Origin of the sequence: Bacteroides sp. NSJ-39, from assembly GCF_014287315.1 — a bacterium.
In the GTDB taxonomy this organism is placed as follows: Bacteria; Bacteroidota; Bacteroidia; order Bacteroidales; family Bacteroidaceae; genus Bacteroides; species Bacteroides finegoldii.
Window position 1 is genome coordinate 39,739 of the sequence record NZ_JACOOB010000016.1, and the last position, 26,835, is coordinate 66,573.

23 protein-coding genes and 1 pseudogene are annotated in these 26,835 nt (G+C 44.1%); 17 read left to right on the top strand and 7 right to left on the bottom strand.

The annotated features are described in order from the left end of the window. Positions 1 to 57: 57 nt before the first annotated feature. The gene (locus H8S63_RS15710) at positions 58 to 645 is read right to left on the bottom strand and encodes a hypothetical protein (RefSeq protein ID WP_186927334.1); all 588 of its coding nucleotides are present in this window, start codon (positions 643 to 645) and stop codon (positions 58 to 60) included. A 136-nt stretch (positions 646 to 781) separates the two neighbouring features. On the opposite strand from H8S63_RS15710, the gene rd reads away from it, so the two are divergent. Continuing rightward, positions 782 to 946, top strand: coding sequence for a rubredoxin (gene rd / locus H8S63_RS15715; RefSeq protein ID WP_022275674.1), 165 nt, complete (start codon positions 782 to 784; stop codon positions 944 to 946). A gap of 211 nt (positions 947 to 1,157) precedes the next feature. Here the strand turns inward: rd and H8S63_RS15720 are convergent, their stop codons facing one another. Next, entirely contained in the window at positions 1,158 to 1,451 is a 294-nt protein-coding gene (locus H8S63_RS15720) for a nucleotidyltransferase family protein (RefSeq protein WP_186927335.1), read from the bottom strand. A gap of 759 nt (positions 1,452 to 2,210) precedes the next feature. Between H8S63_RS15720 and H8S63_RS15725 the strand changes: the two genes are divergently transcribed. From H8S63_RS15725 to H8S63_RS15750, 6 genes are read left to right on the top strand one after another with little or no spacing between them, the layout of a single operon-like run. Beyond that, a complete protein-coding gene (locus H8S63_RS15725; protein WP_186927360.1) occupies positions 2,211 to 5,270 on the top strand; it encodes a SusC/RagA family TonB-linked outer membrane protein in 3,060 nt (1,019 codons plus the stop codon). A gap of 17 nt (positions 5,271 to 5,287) precedes the next feature. After that, the gene (locus tag H8S63_RS15730; protein ID WP_055279220.1) at positions 5,288 to 6,934 is read left to right on the top strand and encodes a SusD/RagB family nutrient-binding outer membrane lipoprotein; all 1,647 of its coding nucleotides are present in this window, start codon (positions 5,288 to 5,290) and stop codon (positions 6,932 to 6,934) included. Positions 6,935 to 6,963: 29 nt separating this feature from the next. Further along, the gene (locus tag H8S63_RS15735; protein ID WP_022275671.1) at positions 6,964 to 7,989 is read left to right on the top strand and encodes a glycoside hydrolase family 18; all 1,026 of its coding nucleotides are present in this window, start codon (positions 6,964 to 6,966) and stop codon (positions 7,987 to 7,989) included. Between the two features lie 24 nt (positions 7,990 to 8,013). Then, positions 8,014 to 9,168: a DUF1735 and LamG domain-containing protein gene (locus H8S63_RS15740; RefSeq protein WP_022275670.1), complete on the top strand. Its 1,155-nt coding sequence runs from the start codon at positions 8,014 to 8,016 to the stop codon at positions 9,166 to 9,168. Positions 9,169 to 9,194: 26 nt separating this feature from the next. Beyond that, complete coding sequence (locus H8S63_RS15745; RefSeq protein WP_007767568.1) at positions 9,195 to 10,580, top strand: BT_3987 domain-containing protein; 1,386 nt, start codon at positions 9,195 to 9,197, stop codon at positions 10,578 to 10,580. A 20-nt stretch (positions 10,581 to 10,600) separates the two neighbouring features. Then, positions 10,601 to 11,647 (top strand): hypothetical protein, encoded by a 1,047-nt coding sequence (locus H8S63_RS15750; protein WP_022275669.1) that lies wholly within the window; start codon positions 10,601 to 10,603, stop codon positions 11,645 to 11,647. Positions 11,648 to 11,969: 322 nt separating this feature from the next. Here H8S63_RS15750 and H8S63_RS15755 read toward each other — a convergent pair whose 3' ends face one another. Next, complete coding sequence (locus tag H8S63_RS15755; RefSeq protein ID WP_186927336.1) at positions 11,970 to 13,667, bottom strand: Na/Pi cotransporter family protein; 1,698 nt, start codon at positions 13,665 to 13,667, stop codon at positions 11,970 to 11,972. Positions 13,668 to 13,750: 83 nt separating this feature from the next. On the opposite strand from H8S63_RS15755, the gene H8S63_RS15760 reads away from it, so the two are divergent. Further along, positions 13,751 to 15,424 (top strand): nucleoside kinase, encoded by a 1,674-nt coding sequence (locus H8S63_RS15760; protein WP_022275667.1) that lies wholly within the window; start codon positions 13,751 to 13,753, stop codon positions 15,422 to 15,424. A gap of 97 nt (positions 15,425 to 15,521) precedes the next feature. Further along, positions 15,522 to 15,923 (top strand): hypothetical protein, encoded by a 402-nt coding sequence (locus tag H8S63_RS15765; RefSeq protein ID WP_007756774.1) that lies wholly within the window; start codon positions 15,522 to 15,524, stop codon positions 15,921 to 15,923. 108 nt (positions 15,924 to 16,031) lie between these two features. Here H8S63_RS15765 and H8S63_RS15770 read toward each other — a convergent pair whose 3' ends face one another. Further along, complete coding sequence (locus H8S63_RS15770; RefSeq protein ID WP_186927337.1) at positions 16,032 to 17,405, bottom strand: aminopeptidase P family protein; 1,374 nt, start codon at positions 17,403 to 17,405, stop codon at positions 16,032 to 16,034. A gap of 139 nt (positions 17,406 to 17,544) precedes the next feature. On the opposite strand from H8S63_RS15770, the gene rpoN reads away from it, so the two are divergent. From rpoN to H8S63_RS15795, 5 genes are read left to right on the top strand one after another with little or no spacing between them, the layout of a single operon-like run. Then, positions 17,545 to 19,029: an RNA polymerase factor sigma-54 gene (gene rpoN / locus H8S63_RS15775; protein ID WP_007756776.1), complete on the top strand. Its 1,485-nt coding sequence runs from the start codon at positions 17,545 to 17,547 to the stop codon at positions 19,027 to 19,029. A 21-nt stretch (positions 19,030 to 19,050) separates the two neighbouring features. Beyond that, positions 19,051 to 19,722 carry a hypothetical protein gene (locus H8S63_RS15780; RefSeq protein WP_186927338.1) on the top strand — a complete coding sequence of 224 codons (672 nt, stop codon included), beginning with the start codon at positions 19,051 to 19,053 and terminating at the stop codon, positions 19,720 to 19,722. Positions 19,723 to 19,751: 29 nt separating this feature from the next. Further along, a complete protein-coding gene (gcvH, locus tag H8S63_RS15785; RefSeq protein ID WP_007756779.1) occupies positions 19,752 to 20,132 on the top strand; it encodes a glycine cleavage system protein GcvH in 381 nt (126 codons plus the stop codon). 16 nt (positions 20,133 to 20,148) lie between these two features. Continuing rightward, positions 20,149 to 20,658 carry a 5-(carboxyamino)imidazole ribonucleotide mutase gene (gene purE / locus H8S63_RS15790; protein WP_007756780.1) on the top strand — a complete coding sequence of 170 codons (510 nt, stop codon included), beginning with the start codon at positions 20,149 to 20,151 and terminating at the stop codon, positions 20,656 to 20,658. Beyond that, entirely contained in the window at positions 20,658 to 22,499 is a 1,842-nt protein-coding gene (locus tag H8S63_RS15795; protein ID WP_186927339.1) for a 4-hydroxy-3-methylbut-2-en-1-yl diphosphate synthase, read from the top strand. Before purE ends, H8S63_RS15795 begins: the two co-directional genes overlap by 1 nt. Before the next feature lie 98 nt (positions 22,500 to 22,597). Here H8S63_RS15795 and H8S63_RS15800 read toward each other — a convergent pair. Further along, positions 22,598 to 23,290 (bottom strand): annotated as a pseudogene (locus H8S63_RS15800) (ATP-binding protein); the annotation flags it as partial. A gap of 768 nt (positions 23,291 to 24,058) precedes the next feature. Then, on the bottom strand, positions 24,059 to 24,478 hold the full coding sequence (locus tag H8S63_RS15805; RefSeq protein WP_007764125.1) for a hypothetical protein: 420 nt from the start codon (positions 24,476 to 24,478) through the stop codon (positions 24,059 to 24,061). Between the two features lie 213 nt (positions 24,479 to 24,691). On the opposite strand from H8S63_RS15805, the gene H8S63_RS15810 reads away from it, so the two are divergent. The 3 genes from H8S63_RS15810 to H8S63_RS15820 all read left to right on the top strand — a co-directional run bounded on the left by H8S63_RS15810 (position 24,692) and on the right by H8S63_RS15820 (position 26,242). Further along, positions 24,692 to 25,165, top strand: a complete 474-nt coding sequence (locus tag H8S63_RS15810; RefSeq protein WP_029425900.1) for a hypothetical protein — start codon at positions 24,692 to 24,694, stop codon at positions 25,163 to 25,165. A gap of 262 nt (positions 25,166 to 25,427) precedes the next feature. After that, complete coding sequence (locus tag H8S63_RS15815) at positions 25,428 to 25,823, top strand: structural protein P5 (RefSeq protein ID WP_186927340.1); 396 nt, start codon at positions 25,428 to 25,430, stop codon at positions 25,821 to 25,823. Positions 25,824 to 25,834: 11 nt separating this feature from the next. Next, positions 25,835 to 26,242, top strand: a complete 408-nt coding sequence (locus H8S63_RS15820) for a hypothetical protein (RefSeq protein ID WP_186927341.1) — start codon at positions 25,835 to 25,837, stop codon at positions 26,240 to 26,242. 368 nt (positions 26,243 to 26,610) lie between these two features. On the opposite strand, the gene H8S63_RS20200 is transcribed toward H8S63_RS15820, so the two are convergent. Further along, complete coding sequence (locus tag H8S63_RS20200; RefSeq protein WP_255467672.1) at positions 26,611 to 26,808, bottom strand: hypothetical protein; 198 nt, start codon at positions 26,806 to 26,808, stop codon at positions 26,611 to 26,613. Between the last annotated feature and the right edge of the window lie 27 nt (positions 26,809 to 26,835).

Sequence of the window (26,835 nt, forward strand, 5' to 3'; positions counted from 1 at the left end):
TACAATATAAAATTGTGATTGACTGTTTAATTAAAACTTTTTATGAAGTTGGATTTATTACTGTGGTTCTCCGTTATCGGCTTTCTCTTTGGCAAGTTCCAACTCTTTTTCCGTATTTTTCAAGCGGGTGATGTCATGCACGGTGAGTATCATGTTTTCTTCATGATTCAGAAGAAAGTAGGAGCCGGATATGATAGCGTCGCATTCAACGGCCTGATCGTCGGCTGTTACAACTGTTAGTGCCGCTTCGAGATCGGTGAAACTTTTTTTGTGTTCAAAAGCCTGACGGATGGCAAAGCGTATCGGACAAGAGCCGCAAAGATCGTGCGTGCCGCAACCTCCTTGAGAGGATAAGGCATTACGGCATTGTAACAAGTCACCCACTCTTTTTTCTTCCAGCCCTTTTCTTGTCCCTGTCTTTTGATAGTAATTGGTTTTGAGCACTTTGAAATCATTGTCTATCAGTAGGATGTAGGCGTGTACATTCTTTAGAATAGCGCTGGTGATATGATTGGTACGGTCTAATTGCCTGGATTCTCGGAATAATCGTTTTTGTATCCGAAGACATTTCTTTCGCTCCCATAAGAAGCTGACTAATAGTATAATGGATAAGACTATAAAAGTGGATGATAATGCGATGAGCATGGCTGGTATCTTTGTTTTAGTTTGATGGATCTAGCTACAAAGATAGTTTTTTCTTTCAATATTTGAATAAAGTGTTGAACAAATATATTGCTTTATGTGTTTTATTATACAGAAAACCAATAAAAAGACGAACATTATGAAGAAGTACATTTGCACGGTCTGTGAATATATTTACGACCCTGAACAAGGAGATCCGGAAAGCGGAATTGAACCGGGAACTGCGTTTGAAGACATTCCGGAAGATTGGACGTGTCCTCTGTGCGGAGTTGGAAAGGAAGATTTCGAACCGTACGAAGATTAAAATTAAAAGAGAGAGAATTTATTGAGAGAAAAATGGCTGGGTGTATAGATATATGCCCGGTCTTTTTTTTGCGGCAATACAAGACATTGGATTTATATATTAGCGGCAATATCATTTCTAATCAGCTGAATCGCAAGAAGCAGTTTTGGTAAATGTACTTTTACTATTTTAAAAATCTCTTCGGGATCAATAGATAAGTATTATGTCGGCATTAGATATAAATTGCATCTTTCTCCATATGATTTCGAAATAAACTACGCATAATTGCGGTTAAAGACACGACATCCACTTTTGCATTAAAAAGCTTTTCTAAAAACTCTTTTATTTCCATTCGAGTAAAATAATCAGGCTCTTGGAGTTTAATACAAATATCAATATCACTATCTTCCTTCTGTTCACCACGGGCCACAGAACCGAAAAGTCCCAACTTTTCAATTCCATATCTCTCCCCAAACTCTTCTTTAAAATTCCGGAGAATAGCGATTATTTCATCTTTTGTTTTCAATTGATACTAAAGTTGTTATGCAAATATTAAAATTAATATTGGAATTAGCAAATTCTCAATCACATTTTGTCCTACTACTAATTAAAAAGATGCACAAGCATCGAATTTTCATCGATTCCTTGTGCATCTACTATACTCAATAGTCATTTTCAAGACACATCAACTGAATTATGAGCAGCAGGACCCGGTGCTTCTGTTGATTTTGTTTTATCAGGAAGCTTTCTTCTCTTTTACATCACTGCTGGCTTCTACCACATTTACCACATAGTCACCCAGTTTCTCGCATTCGGCGATAATATCTATATAGTAAACTCCCGGAATATGCCGCTTATAATTTTTTGAGATTATTTTCGTCTACTTCCTTGCTTATTACAAATATATTATTTATGTTTGTAACGTTCTTCGACTAGGCTAATTGGAAAATCACTCATAGCTTTTGTTAACCTTACATCTTTAAGTTACGGGAAAGTTTCAACTGATCAGTCGTTAACATTTGAATATAAATAATTTAGCCTTTATAAAACTATGAATTTAACCACAACCGGACATTTCTCTACTCATTTAGGTCAATGTCTCCAAAAGACTAAATCTGTTTTAGTACAACCTAGGTGTATCCAGGCCCGTAAACGACTTCGCATTATGCATTTTACTATAGAACCCCCGTTTCTAAATCTAGAACAATTCATTATTATTAATCAAACTAAAAAAGTTATGAAGGCAAAAGTAACAAGTCTGTTCTTCGCTCTCATGTTTTTGCCCATGTTGGCTTTCGCTGCCAACATAAAAGTGACAGGTAGAGTGATAGACAACAGCGGTGAGCCTCTAATTGGTGTGTCAATCTTGGTAAAAGGCACATCGACAGGGACTCTGACAAACCTTGATGGAGAATTTTCCATTGATGTGGCCGAAGGTGATGTGCTGAAATTTAGTTATGTAGGCTATCAACCTCAAGAGGTTACAGTAACGAGTTCCTCTTTATCGATTAATATCACGATGATTGAGGACGCAAAAAAACTTGATGAAGTGGTGGTGACTGCGCTCGGCATCAAGCGCGAGCAGAAATCACTTTCGTACAACGTTCAGCAGGTGAAAGGCGATATGCTGACCACCAACAAGGATGCCAACTTCGTCAACTCGCTGGCAGGTAAAGTGGCCGGTGTAAACATCAACGCCTCATCATCGGGTACCGGTGGTATATCAAAGGTAGTGATGCGTGGTACCAAATCAATTATGCAGTCGTCCAACGCTCTCTATGTTGTTGATGGTGTACCCATGCGTAGTGCCAGTTCAGAAGGTGACGCCGGTGCATTCGGTTCAAAGGGTGCTACCGAGCCGATTGCCGACCTCAACCCCGACGATGTCGAGTCAATGTCAGTGCTGACCGGTGCCGCCGCTGCCGCCCTTTACGGTTCTGCAGCTGCCAACGGTGCTATCGTTATCACGACCAAGAAAGGTCAGACAGGAAAGGCTAAGGTTACAGCTAGTTCGAACCTCGAATGGAATCGTGCATGGATTCTGCCCCGATTCCAAAGCAGCTACGGCGCAGGTCAAAACAGTATTTATGCCTCCACTTCATCTTACAGCTGGGGTGCCCGCCTCACACCGTACAACGACTACGGTTACGATGTGGCTGATGACTACTTGCAGACTGGTTTTGTTGCCACCAATTCGGTTACTTTCTCTTCGGGTACCGAACGCAACCAAACCTACGCTTCGGTGGCAGCTACCAATTCTAAAGGTATTGTACCCAACGAGCGCTACAACCGCTACAACTTCAACTATCGTAACACATCTAAGTTTCTCAACGACAAGATGACATTGGATTTGAACGCAAGCTACATCTACCAGATGGACCGTAACATGATTAATCAAGGTTCTTACATGAACCCCATTGTGGGTGCCTATCTCTTCCCCCGCGGTAACAACTGGGACGAAGTGCGCGCATACGAGGTTTACGACCCTGCTCGTAAGATTTCCACCCAAAACTGGCAATGGGGCGAATATGGTCTGACCGTGCAAAACCCCTATTGGGTGAACTACCGTAACCTGCGCGAGAACTCCAAAAACCGTTACATGGTAGGCGCACAACTTTCGTACAAGGTGTTACCCTGTCTAACATTGAGCGGACGTGTACGCTTCGACGATTCTTACACCAAGGCGACCGACAAACGTTATGCAGGTACTCTCGGCAACCTTTCTGACAACTCAGAACGCGGTTACTATGGTGAAACGAACTACAAGGAGAAGCAAATCTTTGCCGACTTCCTTGCATCGTTCAACAAAGACTTCAGTGAAGATTGGAATTTACAAGCCAACTTCGGTGGCTCAATCAACGATATGCGTTACGAATCAACTGACATCCGTGGCGGTATCCCCGATGGTTCAGAAAACTATCCCGGACAAGACGCATTGCTGACAAACTTTTTCTCTATCAACAACATCTCGCGCAACGCTCCAAAGACTTGGAATATGTGGCGCGAACAGACCCAGTCAATCTACGCTTCTGCCGACCTTGGATATAAACGTACCTACTACCTGACATTGACCGGTCGTAACGACTGGCCTTCGGCTCTTGCCGGTGTCAACTCGAAGAAGTCTTCATTCTTCTACCCGTCTGTAGGTATATCTGTTTTAATGACCCAATTGTTCGAAGATGCCGGTCTCAACATTCCCTCAGAATATCTGTCATTCTGGAAAATCCGTGCATCATGGGCATCGGTAGGTACTGCTTTCCCGCGCTACATCGCCAACCCGCGCTATGAATGGGTAAACGGCACTTGGTCCGTTTTGACCCAGTATCCCGTAAACAACCTATTGCCCGAACGTACCAAATCTTGGGAAGTAGGTATGAACTTCCGCTTCTTGAAAGATTTCAACTTCGACGCTACATGGTATCAGGCCGACACCTACAACCAGACATTCAACCCCAATGTTCCTGTGGGCAAATATTCTAAGATTTATGTTCAGACAGGTAAAATCCGCAACTGGGGTATGGAGTTCGCCCTCGGCTTCGATCATACATGGAATAACTTCTCTTGGGCTTCCAACATGACCTATTCGTTCAACAAAAACGTGATTAAGGAACTGGGACGCAACGCATACAACCCCGTTACCGGTGAAAAACTCGACATCGACCAGCTCGTCATGACCGACAACCAAGTAGGCGCAACACGCTTCATCCTCCGCGAAGGCGGCACAATGGGTGACCTCTACTCTATGGTAGACTTACAACGCGACCACAACGGTAATATCTACATCAACCCCGAAGGCAATGTATCTACCGTTTCTGTAGCAGACAAACCCATCAAGCTCGGTTCGGTTCTTCCCAAAGGCAACCTCGCTTGGAGCAACAGCTTCACATGGAAAAACCTCACTGCAAGCTTCATGCTCTCAGCGCGTTTCGGGGGGGTCGTTTACTCACGCACTCAGGCAGTCCTTGACTACTATGGTGTGTCTGAGGCTACAGGCCAAGCTCGCGACCGGGGTTTCGTAAGCATCAATAACGGCGATGGCATCAACCCCGAGCAATGGTATAATCTCGTTGCCGGCGGTGAAACCGTTCCTCAATACTATACCTACTCTGCAACCAATCTGCGCCTACGCGAAGCAACTATCGGCTACAAGATTCCGCGCAAATGGCTCAAAGGCGTTTGCGACATCAAGGTATCACTCGTAGGGCGCAACCTATGGATGATTTACAACAAGGCTCCTTATGATCCCGAATCCGTAGCATCAGCCGGTAACTATTTCCAAGGTATCGACAACTTCATGATGCCTTCACTACGTAACTTCGGCTTCAACGTTAACTTCAATTTCTAACTCAAGCGATAAAAAAAATGAAACATATATTCAACAAAATATTGGCTGGAGGCGCAGTGCTGCTCACCACAGTAGCCTGCACAGGTAACTACCTGGACATCAACTCCAATCAGTCACAACCGGGCGATCTTACTCCCGACGGTTTCGCTTTGGTATCGTCAATGACAAATATCTGCAGCACTGTCGCTCCTTCTGATGTAAACTGTACCCAGTTTGTGGACTGTCTTCTCGGCGGCACACTCGGAGGTTACTTCTCCGACGGAGCAAACTTTACTTCCTCTTATGTGCGCAACAATGCGCCCAACAACTGGACTGAGGTATTCTTGAAAGACAAGAAGATTATTTCTACTCTTTTCACCAACCTTTCGATGGTTGAGGGTTTCTGCGAAACATCAGGCGACCTAGTGCCAATGGCTGTAGCCAACATCATCAAGATTGCCGCGATGCACCGAGTAACCGACTGTTACGGTCCAATCCCCTACTCGGCCATCGGCTTTGAAGGCGCAATCAAGACTCCTTACGACTCTCAAGAAGATGTCTACAACAAATTCTTCGAAGAGCTCGCCGCTGCCCGTCAGATACTGCTTGACAACCCCACAGCAGTGATGAGTCCGTTGGTCGACAAAGTTTATGGCGGCGACATCAGCAATTGGGTACGCTTTGCCAATTCACTCCAGTTGCGTCTGGCCTTGCGCATCAGCTATGCCAATAAAGAATTGGCTCAGGCCAAAGCCGAAGATGCCATCGACCCTAAAAATGGAGGTGTAATCGAGACGAACGATCAGAACGCAACTTGGAAAAACTACCAGACATCGACCAACTCTATGCGTACGGCTATCATGTACAACGCTCATGACACCCGTCCGTCGGCCGAAATTGCTTGTTACCTCAACGGTTACAAGGACCCGCGTATCTCCAAATACCTCACCGAATCAGGTTCTCCTGAATCGCCCGGACTCAATGGCAAGCCATACAAAAATGACGATGGAACATGGATGACAGCCCCCGACGGCACATCGCTGCAGTATGTAGGTATCCGTCGAGGTTGGGAGACATTCAGCACCTCATGGAGCGTCAACTTCTCCGATGTCAACCTTCCCGGCACCACGCCGGCTCTTTGGATGAATGCTTCAGAAGTATGCTTTTTGCGTGCCGAAGGTGCAGCAGTTTTCAATTGGGACATGAGGGGATCGGCCGAATCGTTCTACAATGATGGTATCCGCCTCTCTATGGAAGACTACGGTGTGGCCGACGGTTACAACACGTATATCAACGATGCCACATCTGTACCTGCCAAGTTTTACGATCCCGAAGGTCAGAATCCCTGGACAGGTGTAATTCCTGCGGTAACCATCAAGTGGGATGAAACACTCACAGCAGAACAGAAACAGCAGAAGATTATTACCCAGAAATGGATTGCCAATTGGAAGCTCGGCAATGAAGCTTGGGCCGACTATCGCCGCACAGGATATCCGTTCCTGATTCCGGTTGCTTACAACGGTTCAAATGTGGTAGACATCAATCGCGGTCCGCAGCGCTTGCCTTATCCTGCGGCTGAATATACCGACAACCTCACCAACGTACAGTCTGCCGTTTCCAACTACCTCAACGGTCCCGACAATCTGGCAACTAAAGTATGGTGGGCTTGCAAACCCGGACTTTGATTTTCTCAACACTAATAAAAAGATCTATTATGAACAAAATATCTAAATTCGGACTGGCACTTCTTGCCACTTGCGTATCAGCCGCCACATTTTCATCGTGTGACGACTGGGTCGAACCGGAAAACGTAGACCTTAACTATGATACCGCAGACAAGACTGATCCGGTGGCATACGAAGAATACCTTGAAGCACTTCGCGACTATCGCGAAACCGACCACAAACTTGTCTATGTGTGGTTCAACAATTTGGGAAAAGGCGAAAACATCAACACTCGTGCTCAGCGCGTTGACGAGCTGCCTGATTCAATAGACGTTGTCGTGTTCACAAACCCGACTTCGATTAGTGACATCACCGTTCGCGACATGGAAAACGTACGAGAAAAGAAAAACATGAAGTTTACTTATGTGATTGACTTCGATGCCATCAAACTTGCCTATCTTGAGCATCAGGCAATGTCGACCGAAGAAGAACCTTTCGCCGTTGAATTTCTCGACTTCCTGACCGACTCTACCGCAACCGCCCTCTCATATGCCAAGAAAAACAACTTCAATGGCATCATGATTGGCTACAACGGTAAAATCACTAATCACATGACGCCAGCCGAAAAGACGGAATACCTAGCCAACGAGAAGAACTTCATCGGTATTATGTCCGATTGGCACGCGCGAAATCCTGAAATGGATATTGACTTTATCGGAAAACCTCAAAACGTGGGCGATAAGGATCTCATTAACGACTGCAACGTTTTATTCCTTTCCGAATCACAATCAGCCAATTCGAACTATGGTTTTAATATGGCTCTTGCCAATGCCTCGATAGAGGGAGTTCCTGCCGACCGCATAGGTATGGTTACAAGCTATACCGACCCAAACGATGATAAAATCGGATATATGGCCGACGGTTCTCTTTGTGTGTCATCGCTTGCCAACTGGGCTAGTGGTGAGAATGTGAAAGCTTGCGCGTTTACAAACATCGCATACGACTATTACAACGCCACAAGTCCCTATCAGGTAGTTCGTAAAGCGCTTCAGACACTTAACCCAAGCAATTTGTAATCATTAAGCAAATAAACAGAAACAATGAAAACATTTAAATATCTGTCAATTTACACAGTTCTCGCTACCGGCGTGCTTGTGAGCTCCTGCAACGAAGACGTGGAAAAGATTGACAACAAAATCTATGTCGACGGCACAACCGAAGTGACCTCAGTGCTCCTCGACGGTGAAGCGGAAACCGCATCCTACACTTTACAGGCATACATTCCACAACCCACCGCTCAGGCACTCACTATGACATACGCTGTAGACCCCTCGTTGGTTAAAGTATACAATGAAGTGTACAAGACAAGCACAATCATGCTCCCCGAAGAATACTACTCCATTGCTGATCCGGTAGCCGAATTTGAAGTGGGCGGAGTAAGTGCCAGTCCGGTTTCGATTGTTTTGCAAAATCTCACGGCTATCGACCCCGACAATGTGTACTGTTTGCCCATCACTGTAGCGAGTGCCTCTATTCCAGTACTTGCTAACAAGAGCACTAAGTATTTCGTGATTCGCGGTGCATCATTGATTAACTGGACTGCCAATCTCAACGAAAACTACCTCAGCCTTGCTAGCCCAAGCGCAGCCGGCAAGCTTGGAAGCATGCAGAGAGTTACCGTAGAGGCTCTTATCCGTCCGGGAGCTAACTTCAGTGACGGAAACGATTCGGGCATTTCTACGTTACTTGGTATCGAAGGAAAATCTCTTCTTCGCTTCGGTGACGCTGGCGTAGCATCCGACCAGTTGCAGTTTGCTAACAGCCAGAACGTAACCAACTCTCAGTGGAAAATTGAGAAGGAGAAATGGCAGTTCATCACCTTTACGTACGATTCCACCAATGGTCAGTGTGCCTTCTTCATCGACGGTGTGCAGAAAGGTGAGACACAAAACAGCAGCAATCGTTCTTCCGTGAACTGGAACAGTTCTGAGTTTTATGTAGGCAGGTCTTGGAACAACAACCGTGACTTCTCCGGTGACATCTGCGAGGTGCGTGTTTGGAATCGTATCCTTGCCAAAGAAGAACTTCAGGCTAGAAACCACTTCTATAAAGTGGCCCCTGACAGCGAAGGTCTTGTAGCTTATTGGAAGATGAACGAAGGTTCCGGCAACAACCTCCAAGACTACGCCAACGGTTATGACCTTAAAGCCAATACCAACGTTATTTGGGTTCCGGTATCTCTCCCTGAAAAATAAATTGAATTTAAATCAATCAAAGCAATATGAAACTGAATAAAATTTTTATATATGGAATTCTCTTGGCAGCGGCTTCACTCACTGCCTGCGAGGATGAAGTAATGATTGGTAAAGCTAACAATCCCAATCTATCAGTGCCCGGCGAAGTGGTATATGTGACCGACCCGGATGGTAAGCGCCTATTCACCCACATCGACTTACGCGACACCAAAGACATACCTCTATATGTCAATACTCCTAAGGCACTCAAACGCGACTGCAACATAGCTTTCGTATACGATGAAACAGTTCTCGCCGAATACAACGCCGCCAACGGCACAAGTTACGAAGCCGTACCGAAATCGATGGTCAGCTTGACCAACGACGGCATCACTCGTCTGGAAGCCGGAAACACCATTTCTCAGCCGATGACCGTAACCGTCACGTCTGACGGATCTCTCGATAACGATAAAGGATATGCGATTCCGCTGCGCGCTTCAGTCAACAACGGCGAAACCGCACTCACCAAAAACAGCTCGTCTCGCTTGATTTTTGTCCGCGACCTCACTGGTCTGCCCGATGCTACAAAAACCGTGCTCAAGGATGGCGTGGAAGTTCCGGCTGTACGCACTATGATGTGTATGGAGGTGAACGACATGAACCCGCTGGAAGTTACATCCTACACACTTAAGAATAGCGGAAAGATGTATTATGATGCGGTAATGCTCTTTGCGGCTAACATCAACTACAACGAAGAAACCGGACGCGTGTATGTCAACTGCAATGAAAACGTTAGCGCGATATTGGCTAACCGCGACCACTACCTGCAGCCCCTGCAAGATCGCGGCATCAAAGTTTATCTTTCGATTCTTGGCAATCACGACCGCGCAAACGTTAACAACCTTGCCGATGAGACCGCCCGCTACTACGCTCAGGAAATAAAGAATTACTGCGATGTATACAAACTCGATGGCGTGTTCTACAATTCCGAGTATGGCAGCCCCATCTCCCCGGCACCCGAAGGCTTTGTTAATCCGTCCTATACTGCAGCAGCACGCCTCTTCTACGAAGTGAAGAAACTACAGCCGCATCGTGACAACATCATTTACACTTACGACTTTAGTAGTCTGCCCTCAGTAGATGGCGTACAGCCCGGCGAGTATATGGACTTCATCTGGACCAACTACGGCGGTGGTCCGATTGACCCCGCAGACTTTCCCGGTGTACCCAAATTCAACCTCGGTCACTACTCATGGGAGTTCACGCAGGGTAGCACTTATGGTAACCTCTCTCAACTGCGCAATGACGGCTATGGCCTGCACGTTCACTTCGGCAACCGTATGCGCCAAAGCGCCATGCAAAACTCCGCGAGAGCCTTCTATGACGACGACCTTGTCTACGATGGCAAAACTTATCCTAAGGACTGGCTCTAATCTAAAAAACAGTTTATATCATGAAACTAAAATACTATATTATCAGTTTGGTACTTGCTACTTCATGCGGCTATCTTGCCTCATGTAGCGACGATGACGACGACAAAATCGTAAATTCGGAACTGACTTTCGGCGTGGATGCACTACGTGTGAAAATCGGTGAAGAAAACAAAACCTTGATTCCTGTTGCAGCGGGTGAAGGTCAATATAACGCGTTTTCTTTGGACGAAAACGTAGCGAAAGCCACCATTGAAAACGGTGAAGTATTTGTTGAGGGCTTCCATAACGGTTCAACCCATATCGTTGTATCCGATGCGGGCGGTCACTACAAACGACTCCCTATACAGGTCTATACAACCGACGAGTTGGTACTCAATATGCAGACGCTCGACTTCAATTGTCTATTAGGCAAAACCGAGTCGAACAATCAGATTGAAGTGGTACTTGGCAATGGCGGTTACTCTGTAGAATCAGGCGATGAGCGCATTAGAGCTGAAATCAGTTCTACAGTCGACAATGAAGGAAACGAAACAGCCAAAGTAATTGTACGCGCCACCGCGTCCAAAGAAGAGTACACCGGCATCGTGACCGTAAGAGACCAGTCGAATTGCACTGCAGAGGTAACGGTTACTGTGAAAGCATCGTTTGATGTATTCACCCCCGAACGTATTGCCATAATAAAAGAAATCACTACCGACTATTGCAATATAGAGGTTGCCGGTCTAACAGGACCTCGTCCGAGCTACTGGGATTACTATATTAACTCTGGAACTCATTATACCGGTGAAGCGACAGAGAACAGCACTTGTAAGGTTGGTTGGGAATACGGTAGCAGCTGGTATTGTTATGGGCAAGCTGTCATAGAATATCCCGAAACTGCTACTGTGGGTGAAACGGTAAATGGTTGTACATTCCACTATGTTTACGCTTTCGAAGATTCGCAATCATATCCCGGCTATCAAGCACAAATAGTACGCGATGATGCCGAAGCTATCGCCGTTCTCTTTGCTAAGGTTGACATAGAGAACGAAAACATTGACTACGGTTACATCGTCATGAAAAAGTAACAGTTCTCCATTTCTTCAAATAGCAATAGCATAAGAAAATTCCTTGCCGGGGTCGAACCGAGAGTCCGCCCCCGGCTTTTTAACCCAATTTTGCCCCTCTAATACTTGTGCTTTCATTTTATATCCATTTGAGGCTATTGGCACTATTAAATATTTTATTTACATAAAATTATGGACAGTGCCAAGTTATTAAAAATGATTGATTCTTGTATAAATACTCTATATCAAGTATTAGAAGGGTAATTTTGAAAATAAAAAAGGAGAATCAATGGCTCATATGTATTGCCGATTCTCCTCTTTTTATGGTTCAATTAATCTCTTTTTAAGAAGCTTTCTTCTCTTTTACATCACTGCTGGCTTCTACCACATTTACCACATAGTCACCCAGTTTCTCGCATTCGGCGATAATATCCATATAGTAAACTCCCATCTGATAATCATATTCTTTGTTGTTTACGTCCAGAATATTTTGGTTCTTCAGTTGGTTGCGGTAGTTATTGATTTCATTCTCAATGTTGAACGACTTGTTGATGTCGATGCTCTGATGTTCCGGTTTTTCCACCACTACGATCATCTGCGCGAGCGCATCGTCAGTCAGCTTCATCATGAAATGGATATGCTCATATTGTTTCTCGGTAAAGTCTTGATTGGTCTGGCGTTTACGGTTGATAGTGCGTGCCAGATTATAACAACTGTCACCAATACTTTCGATTTCCGTCACCTCCCGCAACATGGCACGTATCTGCAATTTACTTTCTGAACTTAGGCGTCCTTCAGAAACCTGATTCAGATAATTGGCAATTTCAAGTTCCATGTTGTCACTGATATTCTCATATTTTTCTATCCGGCTAAACAGCTTGTTGAAGTCATCATCCTTTTCCGTATGTAACAGATCCTGAACCATACCGAACATACGATGGGTACGCTCTGCAAAGAGATGGATTTCTTTACGTGCCTGAAGTATAGAGAGCTCTGCAGTGGAAAGCATACCTCCGGTGATGAAGCGCAATCGTGGTTCTTCGTCCTCTTCTTTCGGGTGTATGAGAGCGCATACGGTACGTTCAATCAATTTTACACCCCATATCAGGATACATACGTTACAGATGTTGAAGATAGAGTGGAAAGCTGACAATTTGTAGGAGATGGCGACTTCCGGATCGCTGCTTTGGAAGAAAGTGTCTACTACCCAGTTAACCATCTGCATGAAAGGATGGAAAATAATCAGCACCCAGATAACACCGAATACATTGAATACAAAATGTGCCAATGCTGCCCGCTTAGCCTGTGTGTTGGCTGTCAATGCGGCGAGATTGGCGGTGATGGTTGTTCCGATATTTTCACCCAATACGAGGGCAGCTCCCAATTCCAGGCTGATCCAGCCGTTGGCACACATGATTAGCGTGATTGCCATCGTAGCGGCGGAGGCCTGTACGATCATGGTCAGTATAGTACCGATGAATAAGAACAGGAGGATGGAGAAAAATCCCATATCCGTATAGTTCTGTACAAAGGCAAGCATTTCCGGATTGGCGTTCAAGTCGGGAGCATTGGCTTTCAAGTAAGAAAGTCCCATAAATAAGAAAGAGAAACCGAAAATGAATTCACCGATGGATTTGCGGTTGCTTTTGCCTGAGAAGATAAGCGGAAGGGCAATGGCCAGAAGTGGAAGGGCGAATGCGGCCATGTCAACCTTAAATCCGAAAATAGAAATAATCCAGGCGGTTACGGTAGTACCGATATTGGCGCCCATAATGACGCTGATGGATTCGGCAAGAGTGAGCAGTCCTGCATTAACGAAACTTACGACCATTACAGTCGTTGCTGAAGAGGACTGGATAAGGGCTGTGATTAGCACACCTGTTAAAACACCCGTTACCCGATTGGTAGTCATTGCAGTCAAGATACTTCGTAGCCTGTCACCCGCGACCTTTTGTAAGCCCTCGCTCATGATCTTCATTCCGTAAAGGAAGAGTCCTAATGAGCCTATGAGCTTTAAAAAATCATAAAAAGAATATTCCATCTATAATATTTTTAATGGTTATTTGTTCTCAATCTGATTATAAGTATATTTAGTCCCATAATATTCACCTTTTAACGAACTCGATGAAACAGATGTTACAAATATGTTGCAAAAATAATAATATTTCTAAAGAATTCCCTATCGGGAGCTCACTTTTGGATATTTATTACGGTTTTAATCTTAATTTTCCTTACCAGGTGGTTAGCGCCAAAGTCAATAACCGATCTGAAGGGCTTAATTTCAGAGTCTATAATAATAAGGACATAGAGTTTCTGGATGTGCGTGACCAGTCCGGTATGCGGACTTATGTCCGTTCGCTTTGCTTTGTACTGTTCAAGGCTGTCACGGAATTGTTCCCGGAAGGAAAATTGTTTGTAGAGCACCCTGTCTCAAAAGGATATTTCTGCAATTTGCGGATCGGGCGTCCTGTGGAGCTGGAAGACGTGATGCGTATCAAGCAGCGTATGCAGGAAATTATTGCTGAGGATATTCCTTATCATCGCATTGAATGCCATACAACTGAGGCTGTGCGTATTTTCAGCGAACGGGGAATGAATGATAAGGTCAGATTGCTCGAAACTTCCGGTTCTCTCTATACCTATTATTATACGTTGGGAGATACGGTCGATTATTACTATGGTAATCTGTTGCCCAGCACCGGGTATCTGAAACTGTTCGACATTGTGAAATATTACGATGGATTACTTCTTCGCATTCCGAGCCGTGAGAATCCGGAAGTCTTGGAAGATGTCGTGAAGCAGGAGAAGATGCTGGATGTCTTTAAGGAATATCTGAATTGGAGCTATATCATGGGGCTTAACAATGCGGGTGATTTCAATCTGGCATGTGAAGTAGGACACGCGACGGATTTGATAAACGTTGCGGAAGCATTGCAGGAAAAGAAGATTGCTCAGATTGCCGATACCATTTTCCATCGGGGAGAAAACGGAAACCGGGTGAAACTGGTGCTGATAGCCGGACCATCTTCTTCGGGAAAGACTACTTTCAGCAAACGCCTTTCTATTCAGCTTATGACGAACGGGTTAAAGCCATATCCTATTTCTCTCGATAATTATTTTGTAGACCGTGAAGATACGCCGTTGGATGAGAACGGAAACTATGATTATGAATCGCTTTACGCGCTCGACTTGGAACTGTTTAATCGGCAGTTGCAGGCATTGCTTCGTGGAGAGGAGGTGGAACTTCCCCGTTTTAACTTCTCACTCGGAAAGAAAGAGTATAAGGGTGATAAACTGAAAATTAAAGATAATACGATATTAATCCTGGAAGGTATTCATGCCTTAAATCCCGAACTTACTCCTCATATTCCGGCAGAACGGAAGTTCAAGATTTATGTTTCTGCGTTGACGACCATTTCGTTGGACGACCACAACTGGATTCCGACAACGGACAATCGTTTGTTACGCCGTATTATCCGTGATTTCAATTATCGGGGATATTCTGCCCGTGAGACAATCTCGCGTTGGCCTAGTGTGCGTGCGGGTGAAGACAAGTGGATCTTCCCTTATCAGGAAAATGCAGATGTAATGTTTAACTCGGCACTGCTTTTCGAGTTTGCGGTGCTTCGTCTCCATGCCGAGCCTATATTGATGGGAGTACCGCGTAATTGTCCCGAATATTGTGAGGCTTATCGGTTATTGAAGTTTATCAAATATTTCGTTCCCGTACAGGATAAGGAAATTCCGCCGACTTCTTTGCTTCGCGAATTTCTTGGGGGAAGCAGCTTTAAATATTAAGTGGGAAGAGGGTGTGTATAATGATATTAAACGCTAAAAGCCTAAACCTTTGATTTCATATTCTGTTAAGTAGATTATATACAAAAATAGTAAGAGTATGATTTTTTATAATAATCTTTTGGCAAAATGGTTCTTAAGAAAAGGAAAGAAGCATTGTTTTATGTTGGGTGGTCTTTTTTTTACCCGATATAAATATTTGGAGATTTGGGAAGATATGGAAGTCAGAATCCATGCAAGGCAGTTCTGGGAATGCTTCTTGTTGACGTTGCTACCCGCTTTGGTCCTGTCGTTGTTCTTCTCATGGTGGTGGATGTTGCTTCCCTTTGCGACTTACCACATCTTTTATTGGTTGGAGAAGTCCTTCCGCTCTCACTCTGTCTTTGATTGGGAGGCACTGGAGAATTGTGGTGATACACTTTATCTTAGAAAAAGGAAGGCGTATGCCTGGATGAGGTGGTATGGAAAGAAAGTATTACCTTTATCCGATTGGGATGATTGAAGTCATTTTCACCACAGATTACACGGATTAACACAGATTAGATTAATACATTGATTATCAATGTCTATTTTATTATCTGTGTTAATCCGTGTAATCTGTGGTGAACAATTATCGCAAAGCCTCCACCTCTTCTGGCGTTAAAGGAATCTTCTTGCCTAATCGACGGGCGCCGGTTTCGGTAATCAGATAATCTTCTTCATTGCGGATACCGCCGAAATTTTTATAAGTTTCCACTACGTCGTAGTTGATGAAATCGGTAAATTTCTTTTCCGCTTTCCACATATCGATCAATTCCGGAATAAAGTATATACCCGGTTCTACCGTATGTACAAATCCAGGTTCCAGAGGTATGGCAAGGCGTTGTGACTTACGGCCGAACTGCGTACTTTTCGGCTGGCCGTTGTAGCCTACCCATATTTCTCCCAGATTTTCCATGTCGTGTACATCCAGCCCCATCATGTGGCCTAATCCGTGCGGATAGAACAAGGCGTGCGCACCTTCGCGAACAGCGTCTTCCGTATTACCTTTCATCAGTCCGAGAGCTTTCATTCCATCAACCATGACACGGGCGGACAATTCGTATACATCCATATAAGGAATGCCCGGTCGGAGTGCTTTAACCGATTCCAGATGCATGGCATTCTGTATCTCGTAGACTTCCCGTTGGCGGGGCGTGAATTTCTTGTCGGCAGGAATGGTAGATGACATATCTCCTGCATATCCCGATTCAACCTCCGCACCGGCATCTATTAAAAACAGATCACCCGGTTTTACTTTATTGCCGTGATAATGGTTATGCAAAGTTTGTCCGTTGATGGTAGCGATTGTAGCGAAAGAAAGTTCGCAGTTATTGGATTCCGCTACCCGGTTCATTTCCGCCACCACTTCATATTCATACATACCCGGACGAAGTACTTTCATGGCGGTGATATGCATATCGGCAGTCACATTGCAAGCCTTTTCTATCTCTACGATTTCTTCTGCCGATTTATAGTTCCGCTGGGCTACTACGGCGCGGATGAATGGAACGGAACCTTCCTGATGCGCAGGGGGAATACCCAGCCAATCCATCAGTTTTAGCTTATGTTCGGGACGGTAAGGAGGCAGATAATGTACTGACTTCCCTTTCTGGACACATTTATGGAGATAGCTGACAATTTCTGCGGATGGCAGTAAGTTAGCCACGCCCACCCGTTCGCATTTTTCTTGTAGTGTAGGTTGTGACCCCATCCACACGATGGCATCAATTGATAATTCATCACCGAAAATAATTTCCTTGTCTTCGTCAATATCGATTATTGCCGAAAGTCCTGCACATGACAGTCCGAAATAATAAAGGAAAGTAGAATCCTGACGATAGCGGAAGGTGTTATCTTCGTAATTTAGTCCGCACTCGTCATTTCCTAGAAATAACAAAACTCCGGAGCCTAATTTCTTTTTCAGCAGGGCTCTTCGCTGCATATACGTTTCTTTGGCAAACATATTGTTCTAATTTTAAGTTCGTGCAACAAAGATAACGATTTTTGTGTTATAGGATTAAAAATTATTCCTCTAATCTGTGTAATCTCTGGTTAAAAAGTTACTTTTGTAGCGAGAAACAGAGTAGAAAGCAAAAACGAATATGGCACAAGGTTCCCGTCAAATACAATCGCAGGCGCAACAGCAAATCCAAACGCTCTCGCCTCAGCAGATTCTAGTCGTGAAACTGTTGGAGCTTCCCGCAGTAGAATTGGAAGACCGTATCCATGCTGAACTGCTTGAAAACCCGGCACTTGAGGAGGGCAAAGAAGAGAATGTCGCAGATGAATATTCCGATGGTGACACTTCCGGGGAGGGTATGGAGAATGATGCCAACGAATACGATTCTTTGAGTGATTATCTCACCGAAGACGATATTCCCGACTACAAACTGCAAGAGAACAACCGATCTAAAGACGAGCAGGCGGAAGATATTCCGTTCTCCGACTCTACCTCTTTTTACGAAATACTGAAAGAACAGCTTCGTGAACGCAATTTGACAGAACACCAGCATGAACTGGTGGAATACCTGATCGGCTCGTTGGACGATGACGGCCTGCTCCGCAAATCTTTGGAAAGTATCTGTGATGAACTGGCTATTTATGCCGGTATAGAATCTACGGAAGAGGAGCTGGAAGAAGCACTCTGCATCTTGCAGGATTTCGATCCGGCAGGTATCGGAGCACGTGACCTTCAAGAATGTCTGTTGATACAGATCCGCCGGAAGAAGGAAGAAGGGATGAATCCTGCTCCTATATTGGATATCGAAGAACGCATCATCAGAGATTGTTATGAAGAATTTACCCGGAAGCATTGGGAAAAGATTATAAAAAAGCTGGATGTTGATGAAGAAACATTCAATGAAGCTATCAGTGAGATTACAAAGTTGAATCCCCGTCCGGGAGCTTCTTTGGGAGAGGCTATCGGGAGGAACCTCCAGCAGATAGTCCCCGACTTCATCGTAGAAACGTATGATGACGGTACTATCAATGTCAGCCTTAATAACCGTAATGTTCCGGAGCTTCGTATGAGCCGTGATTTTACGGAGATGGTGGAGGAACATACCAAGAATAAGGCCAACCAGTCCAAAGAGTCCAAAGAAGCGATGATGTTTCTGAAACAGAAGATGGATGCAGCGCAAGGATTTATAGATGCGGTCAAACAGCGGCAGAATACGTTGATGACTACTATGCAGGCTATCATCGACCTGCAGCGTCCTTTCTTTCTCGAAGGGGACGAATCCCTGCTGAAACCGATGATTCTAAAAGATGTGGCCGAACGTACGGGACTGGATATATCAACCATTTCCCGTGTCAGCAACAGTAAATATGCGCAGACCAATTTCGGTATTTATCCGTTGAAGTTCTTCTTCAGCGACGGATATACGACGGAAGACGGGGAAGAGATGTCTGTCCGCGAAATTCGTAAGATTTTGAAAGAATGTATCGACGGAGAAGACAAGAAGAAACCGTTGACCGATGATGAATTGGCGGACATACTGAAAGAAAAAGGCTACCCTATTGCACGTCGGACAGTGGCGAAATACCGTCAGCAGTTGAATATTCCGGTGGCAAGACTTAGAAAATAATTGATTAATAGATAATTGATAATGGACAGAGAGAAAGAGCATATCATAGCGGATAAGACAATGTTGCAGGTGTCAAGAGTCACTTCGATGGTGTTTACCCCGTTTTCTATTCCGTTTTTGTCATTTCTGGTGTTATTCCTGTTTTCTTATCTCCGTATCATGCCGATGGTATATAAGTTGATTGTATTGGGAATTGTCTATTGCTTTACTATATTGACTCCCACTATAACCATCTTTCTGTTCCGCAAGATCAATGGTTTTGCCCGTCAGGAGCTGGGCGAACGGAAGAAACGTTTTGTACCTATCCTGCTGACTATCATTTCGTATGTATTCTGCCTGCTGATGATGCGTAGGCTGAATCTGCCTTGGTACATGACCGGCATTATTCTGGCTTCTCTCGTAGTCTCCATCATTTGTATAGCAGTAAATCTGAGATGGAAACTGAGCGAGCACATGGCGGGCATAGGCGGAGTGATAGGCGGATTGGTTTCCTTTAGCGCCTTGTTCGGTTATAACCCGGTAGGGTGGCTGTGTCTGTTTATATTGATAGCCGGTGTGCTGGGTTCTGCCCGTATCATTCTGGGACATCATACGCTGGGAGAGGTCATTTCCGGTTTTACGGTCGGCTTGGTATGCGCCCTTTTGGTGCTTCATCCGGTGAGTAATATCTTATTTCGAGTATTTTTATTTTAAAACAGTATAAATCCTAAAAACTAATTATTATGAACTTTCCACAGAATTTGAAGTACACGAACGAACATGAATGGATACGCGTAGAAGGAGATATTGCATACGTAGGTATCACCGATTATGCTCAGGAGCAATTGGGCGATATTGTGTTTGTGGACATACCGACGGTCGGTGAGTCGCTGGAAGCCGGTGAGGTTTTCGGAACTATCGAAGTAGTGAAAACAATTTCTGATCTTTTCCTGCCGGTAGCAGGTGAGGTGCTGGAACAGAATGAAGCGCTGGAAGAGAACCCGGAACTGGTGAACAAAGACCCATACGGCGAGGGTTGGCTGATTAAGATGAAACCTGCTGATGTGAAGGCGGTAGAAGACTTGCTGGATGCGGAAGGGTATAAAGAAGTGATTAACGGATAAATTAAACATTAAAAATATGACTCCAATTGTAAGTATCATCATGGGCAGTACGTCCGACCTTCCAGTTATGGAAAAGGCCGCACAACTGCTGAATGATATGCATGTACCGTTCGAAATGAACGCACTTTCCGCTCACCGCACGCCTGAGGCTGTGGAAGAGTTTGCTAAGAATGCCCGTACTCGTGGCATTAAAGTAATTATCGCTGCTGCCGGAATGGCTGCCGCCCTTCCCGGTGTAATCGCGGCTAACACTACACTTCCTGTAATCGGAGTGCCGGTGAAAGGCTCCGTGCTCGATGGTGTGGACGCACTTTATTCCATCATTCAAATGCCTCCGGGCATTCCTGTAGCCACTGTTGCTATCAACGGAGCGATGAATGCGGCTATTCTGGCCATTCAGATGCTTGCTTTGAGTGATGAAAAGCTGGCGGAAGCATTTGCAGCTTACAAAGAAGGACTGAAAAAGAAAATCGTAAAAGCAAACGAAGAACTGAAAGAAGTCAAGTTTGAATATAAAACGAACTAATGGATCTATTCAATTATTTTCGGAGGGAAACTACCGAAGTGAATATTGGGGCCGTACCGTTGGGTGGCCCCAATTCTATTCGTATCCAGTCGATGACCAATACGTCTACGCAGGATACGCAGGCTTGTGTGGAACAGGCGAAACGTATTGTCGACGCGGGCGGTGAGTATGTCCGTCTGACGACGCAAGGTATCAAGGAAGCGGAGAACCTGAAAAATATTAATATCGGTTTGCGCAGTCAGGAATATATGGTTCCGTTGGTTGCCGATGTACACTTTAATCCGAAAGTTGCCGATGTGGCAGCCCGATATGCGGAAAAGGTACGCATCAATCCGGGGAATTATGTAGACGCTGCACGTACTTTTAAGAAGCTGGAATATACCGACGAGGAGTATGCGCAGGAAATACAAAAAATTCATGACCGCTTTGTGCCTTTTCTGAATATCTGCAAAGAGAATCATACGGCTATCCGTATCGGTGTGAATCACGGCTCTTTGTCCGACCGCATCATGTCCCGTTATGGTGATACGCCCGAAGGCATGGTAGAGTCTTGTATGGAGTTTCTTCGCATTTGTGTTGATGAGAACTTTACCGATGTGGTTATTTCCATCAAAGCGTCCAATACGGTTGTCATGGTGAAAACCGTTCGTCTGTTGGTAGCTGTGATGGAGAAAGAAGGGATGGCTTTCCCGTTGCATCTCGGAGTGACAGAAGCCGGAGACGGTGAGGACGGACGTATCAAGTCCGCTCTCGGCATTGGTGCGCTGTTGGCCGACGGACTGGGGGATACTATACGGGTATCTTTGAGCGAAGCTCCCGAAGCGGAAATTCCTGTTGCCCGTAAGTTGGTGGACTATATCCTGTTGAGGCGGAATCATCCTTATATTCCCGGACTGGAAGCGCCTGGATTTAACTATTTGTCGCCCGAACGCCGTAAGACGCGGGCTGTCCGCAATATAGGAGGTGAACACGTGCCTGTGGTCATTGCCGACCGTATGGACGGGAAGACCGAAGTGAATCCGCAATTTACTCCGGACTATATTTATGCCGGACGTGCTTTGCCCGAACAACGGGAAGAAGGTGTGGACTATATTCTTGATGCGGACGTATGGACCGGAGAAGCCGGTACTTGGCCTGCTTATAATCATCAGCAACTGCCGTTGATGGGAGGATGTAATGCAGAACTCAAATTCCTGTTTATGCCTTATATGGCACAGACGGATGAAGTGATTGCCTGTCTGAAACAACATCCCGAAGTGGTTGTCGTCTCTCAAAGCAACCATCCGAACCGTTTGGGCGAACATCGTGCGTTGGTACATCAACTGATGACAGAAGGGCTGCAAAATCCGGTTGTTTTCTTCCAGCATTATGTGGAGGATGATGCGGAGGATTTGCAGATAAAAGCTGCGGCCGACATGGGAGCTCTGATCTTTGACGGGCTTTGTGACGGAATCTTTATATTCAATCAAGGCAACCTCAGTCATGCGGTAATTGATGCGACGGCTTTCGGAATCTTGCAGGCGGGACGTACCCGTACTTCAAAGACGGAGTATATCTCTTGTCCCGGTTGTGGCCGTACGCTTTACGACTTGGAGAAAACAATTGCCCGTATCAAGGCAGCCACTTCACATTTGAAAGGCTTGAAGATCGGCATTATGGGCTGTATCGTGAATGGTCCCGGTGAGATGGCGGATGCTGACTACGGTTATGTAGGAGCAGGACGAGGCAAAATCAGTCTTTATAAAGGCAAGGTGTGTGTAGAGAAGAATATTCCTGAAGAAGAGGCGGTAGAACGACTTTTGGAGTTTATCCGGACAGACCGGGAAGAAAACCTGCAATGATAATTGGGCACGGAATACAGGTGATGGGGACTGATCTCATAGAAAACCTGTCATCCGTGCCTAACTATGTACTACATATCTTCCAATGACAAACACATTGTTTCATCGCGAGCCATAAAATGGATCATGCTTTCCACGTGAAGCGTATGGTTGTCGCAAAAAAGTTCCACGTATTTAGGCACCCCGCCAGTAAAAGTATAAAGTGCTAAAAGATCATCATTCGAATGTGTCGGGGCATATTCATGCATGATTTCTTTTAGAACAGAGAGACTGAAGGCTGACAGCTTGATTATGTTATCAGCTCTTCCGAAGAGTGGTCCTTTGTTGTCTTGGAAAATTTTTTGCATAAGAGAATAGATGGAACCACTGACAATCAAATTCATGTGTGAGGACTTCCGATATTGGTCCCAAATATTTTGCATATCGCTGAATATGGATTCATTAATAGTATAGAATTCCTGAAATTCATCAATAACCAGGTTGAAAGTCCGTTGTGTCGAAAGCTGCATTAGGTATTGGAATAAGTTTCGGAAACTTCGGATTTCTGTCGGAACAAAGATTTGTAGGGCTTGTGCGATAAGTGGGATGAATTCTTCGCACAAGGTTGCTTCATTTTTGCGCCCTATAAATAAGTAGACAGTGGGAGTTTGTTCAACGGCTTTCATGATGAGGCTTGTCTTCCCAATTCTACGGCGACCGGTAACGACTGTCATTCTTGAACTTTCCTCAAATGCCAATTGCTGAATTCGTTTTAGCTCTTTTAGTTCTTCTTCTCTATTATAAAACCTCATAGTCAGTGAATTATATTAGTAACTGTGGTTACTGTAACCACGGTTACAAAGATGTTTATTCTTAAGGGAACGGCAAACTTTTTCTTTCTTTTATAAATTCTTTACCCTTTCCCAGGGCAAACGCTTAATAAGTATTACATCTTAATTCATTACATTTACAAATTTAGTATACTTAATCCCTACCGTAATATGACCATTCAAGCCTTTTCAGCAATTATTCCTGATGTACGAGTTGCCTATTGTCTGAACCTTGGTAGCCATTATACTTTTTAACTAGTGTCATTTATAGAACTTAAAAAAAACAGTGCTCTAATTTTATTTTTTTAGTTGTTTGAGGTATTCGGAAACACTTTATTTCACGCTGGCGAACATATTGTTTCACGCTGCTGAAACGCCACTTTGTGCCGTATGTTTAGGGTGAAACGTATAGTCGTTTTAGCCGAATCGTATAGTCGTATGGGGTGACAGATACGTATATCCTACACCATCTGTTACCTGTTTCCTACACCTGCTTAATTTGTTGCTGTTCAGTGAAATAAGTTGTAGATGGTGTAGGATGGCAGATGTTTTTCATATTTGGAAATGCTATGTGATAAAGGGGTATGAACTCTTCACATACAAAGTTTTCTCTTTTTTCTCATCGAGATTATAGTGAGGGGTCTTATAATTACATCCTTTCTTTTAAGGTTATATTATTTCTTGTTGTGAAAATAACTGCTGTAGATATTACTTATGAGTTTTGTAGTGTATATCTACAACAGTATTTTTTTACTGTCGAATAGAAATTTGGAACATTTCTATACATTCTTTCAGTGCTTGTTCATGATTAACCGCACTTTCTACACAAACGATTCTACCATAGTCTGAGTCCTGCCAATGTACGATGTGTTCTTTTACCGTTTCTGCCAAATCCAGTAATTGCAGACTGTTTTCCAGTTCGGTAGATTCAGTGCCGATGATATGCAATCGTATCTGTACATTTCCATTCTGTACACCACTGCAGGGAGCCTTCCAAATGATAGGGAGAAATTCAATGAATATGGCAGGTCTTTTATCCGATAGATTACTTACCTCGTTCAAAATTTCCGGTTTCCATAATCCGAGATCTTTGAAAACACACTCTTGGGTATTTTCATTGGTGATTTCTCGTAAGCGGTTCACCATTGCCTGATAAAGTTCTTTTTTCATGATTCAAGAAATTAAATATAATGTTGATACTAAATAATATCTGCAAAGTAGGGTATTTCTGTGTGGATAGAAAAATAAGTATGAAGTGCCTGCATAGTTCTATGTAACTGTTACATTGTAATTTGTCGATTGGCAGGGATGACCCTTATGTTTGCATCCGTATTTGAATTAATAACATAAATATATGTAATGATGAATGAAGAAACAATTACAATGAAACAAAAAGCCGAATTCCGGGCTTCCGGGCTTCTGCTGGATTTGGGAATCTCTATTCCGGTTCGTCCATTACGATTCATGACAAAGAAGAAACGGTGTGGAATTACCATGCGTACTCCCGCATTAGGCGGGCTTATCCGGATTTCCCGTAAGTATTTGCAACTGGGGGTATCAGTCGATGAAATGCAGAATTATACGTTTGACCAGAACATGGAGTTTGTAGCCGGACGTGGCAAGGAAGTCAGTGAATTGGTAGCTTGTGCCATCGTCAGCGGCTATATCACTGGACGATTGTTTAATAAAGTAGTAGCTTGGTGGTTACGCTGGCGTGTGCATCCGGCCTATTTGCAGGAAGCTATGTTACAGCTATTACTTTTGTTGGACATAAAGTCTTTCTCGACTACTATCAAATCGGCGCAGATGATGAATGTGATGACTCGCCGTTTGAGCCATGGAACAACAGGGAGTTAAAGGGACATACGGAAGGCCCTCATAGCCCGTTCGGATTAATTTGGCAGATAGCCTCTGCCACAGGTTGGACACCTCGCTATATTATGTGGAATATCTCTTATCCCATGTTACTGCTAATGGCAGCGGATACACCAAGGTATGTGGATACAAAAGAGGCACAGAAAAAAGCACGCAGGAATTATTGCAAAGGTAAGCAGGCGCTTGACTTTTTTCAGACCAGATTATCAAAAGATGAATAAATATTAACTTAAAATAGAATTATATGACTAGAGGATTGAGAAATAATAATCCGGGTAATATTCGCCACGATGGAACACGGTGGCAGGGAGAAATAATTCCCTCAACAGATTTTGCATTCAAACAGTTCAAAACTATGGCATATGGCTATAGAGCCATGTTGAAACTACTACGTAACTATGCGTTGTTACATCATTGCTATACTATTCGTACGATGGTGAGCCGATGGGCCCCACCTTCGGAGAACGATACGAAAAGCTATATTACTACTGTTGCGAAGATAGCGGGTATCGACCCCGACCGACGGATTGATATTTATGACCGTCATCTCATGTGTGCATTGGCTGGGGCGATGAATCGGGTAGAGAATGGAACATCGGCTGTTATGGCTGATGTAGAAGCAGGATGGGATTTACTTTAGCATAGGGGACGATGGATGTATTTATGCAAATATTGACTATGCTATTTCCTGCCGGAATAGGCTCAATCGTGACCTGGATGTTTAGCCGTAATCTCTACCGTGCTAAGAAAAAGAAAGAAGTACATGATATTTATCAGGTGATGTACAATGATGTATGTACAACTTTAACTCATATCAAAGATGAAAACAGAAAATTATACCAGATTGTGGAGCGGTTTGAAAAAGCAGTACTCAAAGCTACAGATTGTTGCTATTGGGATGATTGCCCTATGCGTCATGAGTTGCAGGAGTCAGCAGAACTTGCAAATGCAGTCGGATTATCAGGGCGACAGCCTCCGGTCAAGAAAAAAGGTGGAACTGGCACTTATGCCCGTGCCTCCAAGCCAGGCAAAACTCAAACTGATAATACCACAGATTAAATCTCTTCCAATTGGAGCCGGATATATGCATCAGAGCGGTCGTGCTATAATAAACATCACAAAAACAGAGGGAGATACCTTGTTTCTGACAGCTACTTGTGATAGCCTGCAACGGGAGTATTTGCGGTTGGAAGAAGAGCTAGTCCGGTTTCGTGATTTTTCTACGTATCAGTCAACATCTCTTATGACAAGAGGACCAACCGGATGGCAGTTCTTTTGGATATGTTTTGGAAAATGTTCGGCAATCATTTTATCTTTTGTCTTTGTGATAAAAATAAAGAAAAGAACATAGATTCTACTGAATGAAGTTGAAAAGGAAATTCTGCGTTTATGAATAAAACTCATTTACGCAGAATTTCCTTTTTTTACTAAACGTTGTAATTGGGGAATTTAGTGATTGCGTTGAGATAGTTGTAGAATGTTTTTTCAGAGATATGATAGATTGGATATATATATCGTCTGAGGATTTCTCTATTGGATAAACCTGACCGTGAATATTTGTCATAAATTCGATTTACGTCTTTCACTCTTTCCTCGTAACTTTTACCTTCCATTTTGTTTCTCATAATCTGTACTTTTTAGTTCTTTATTCT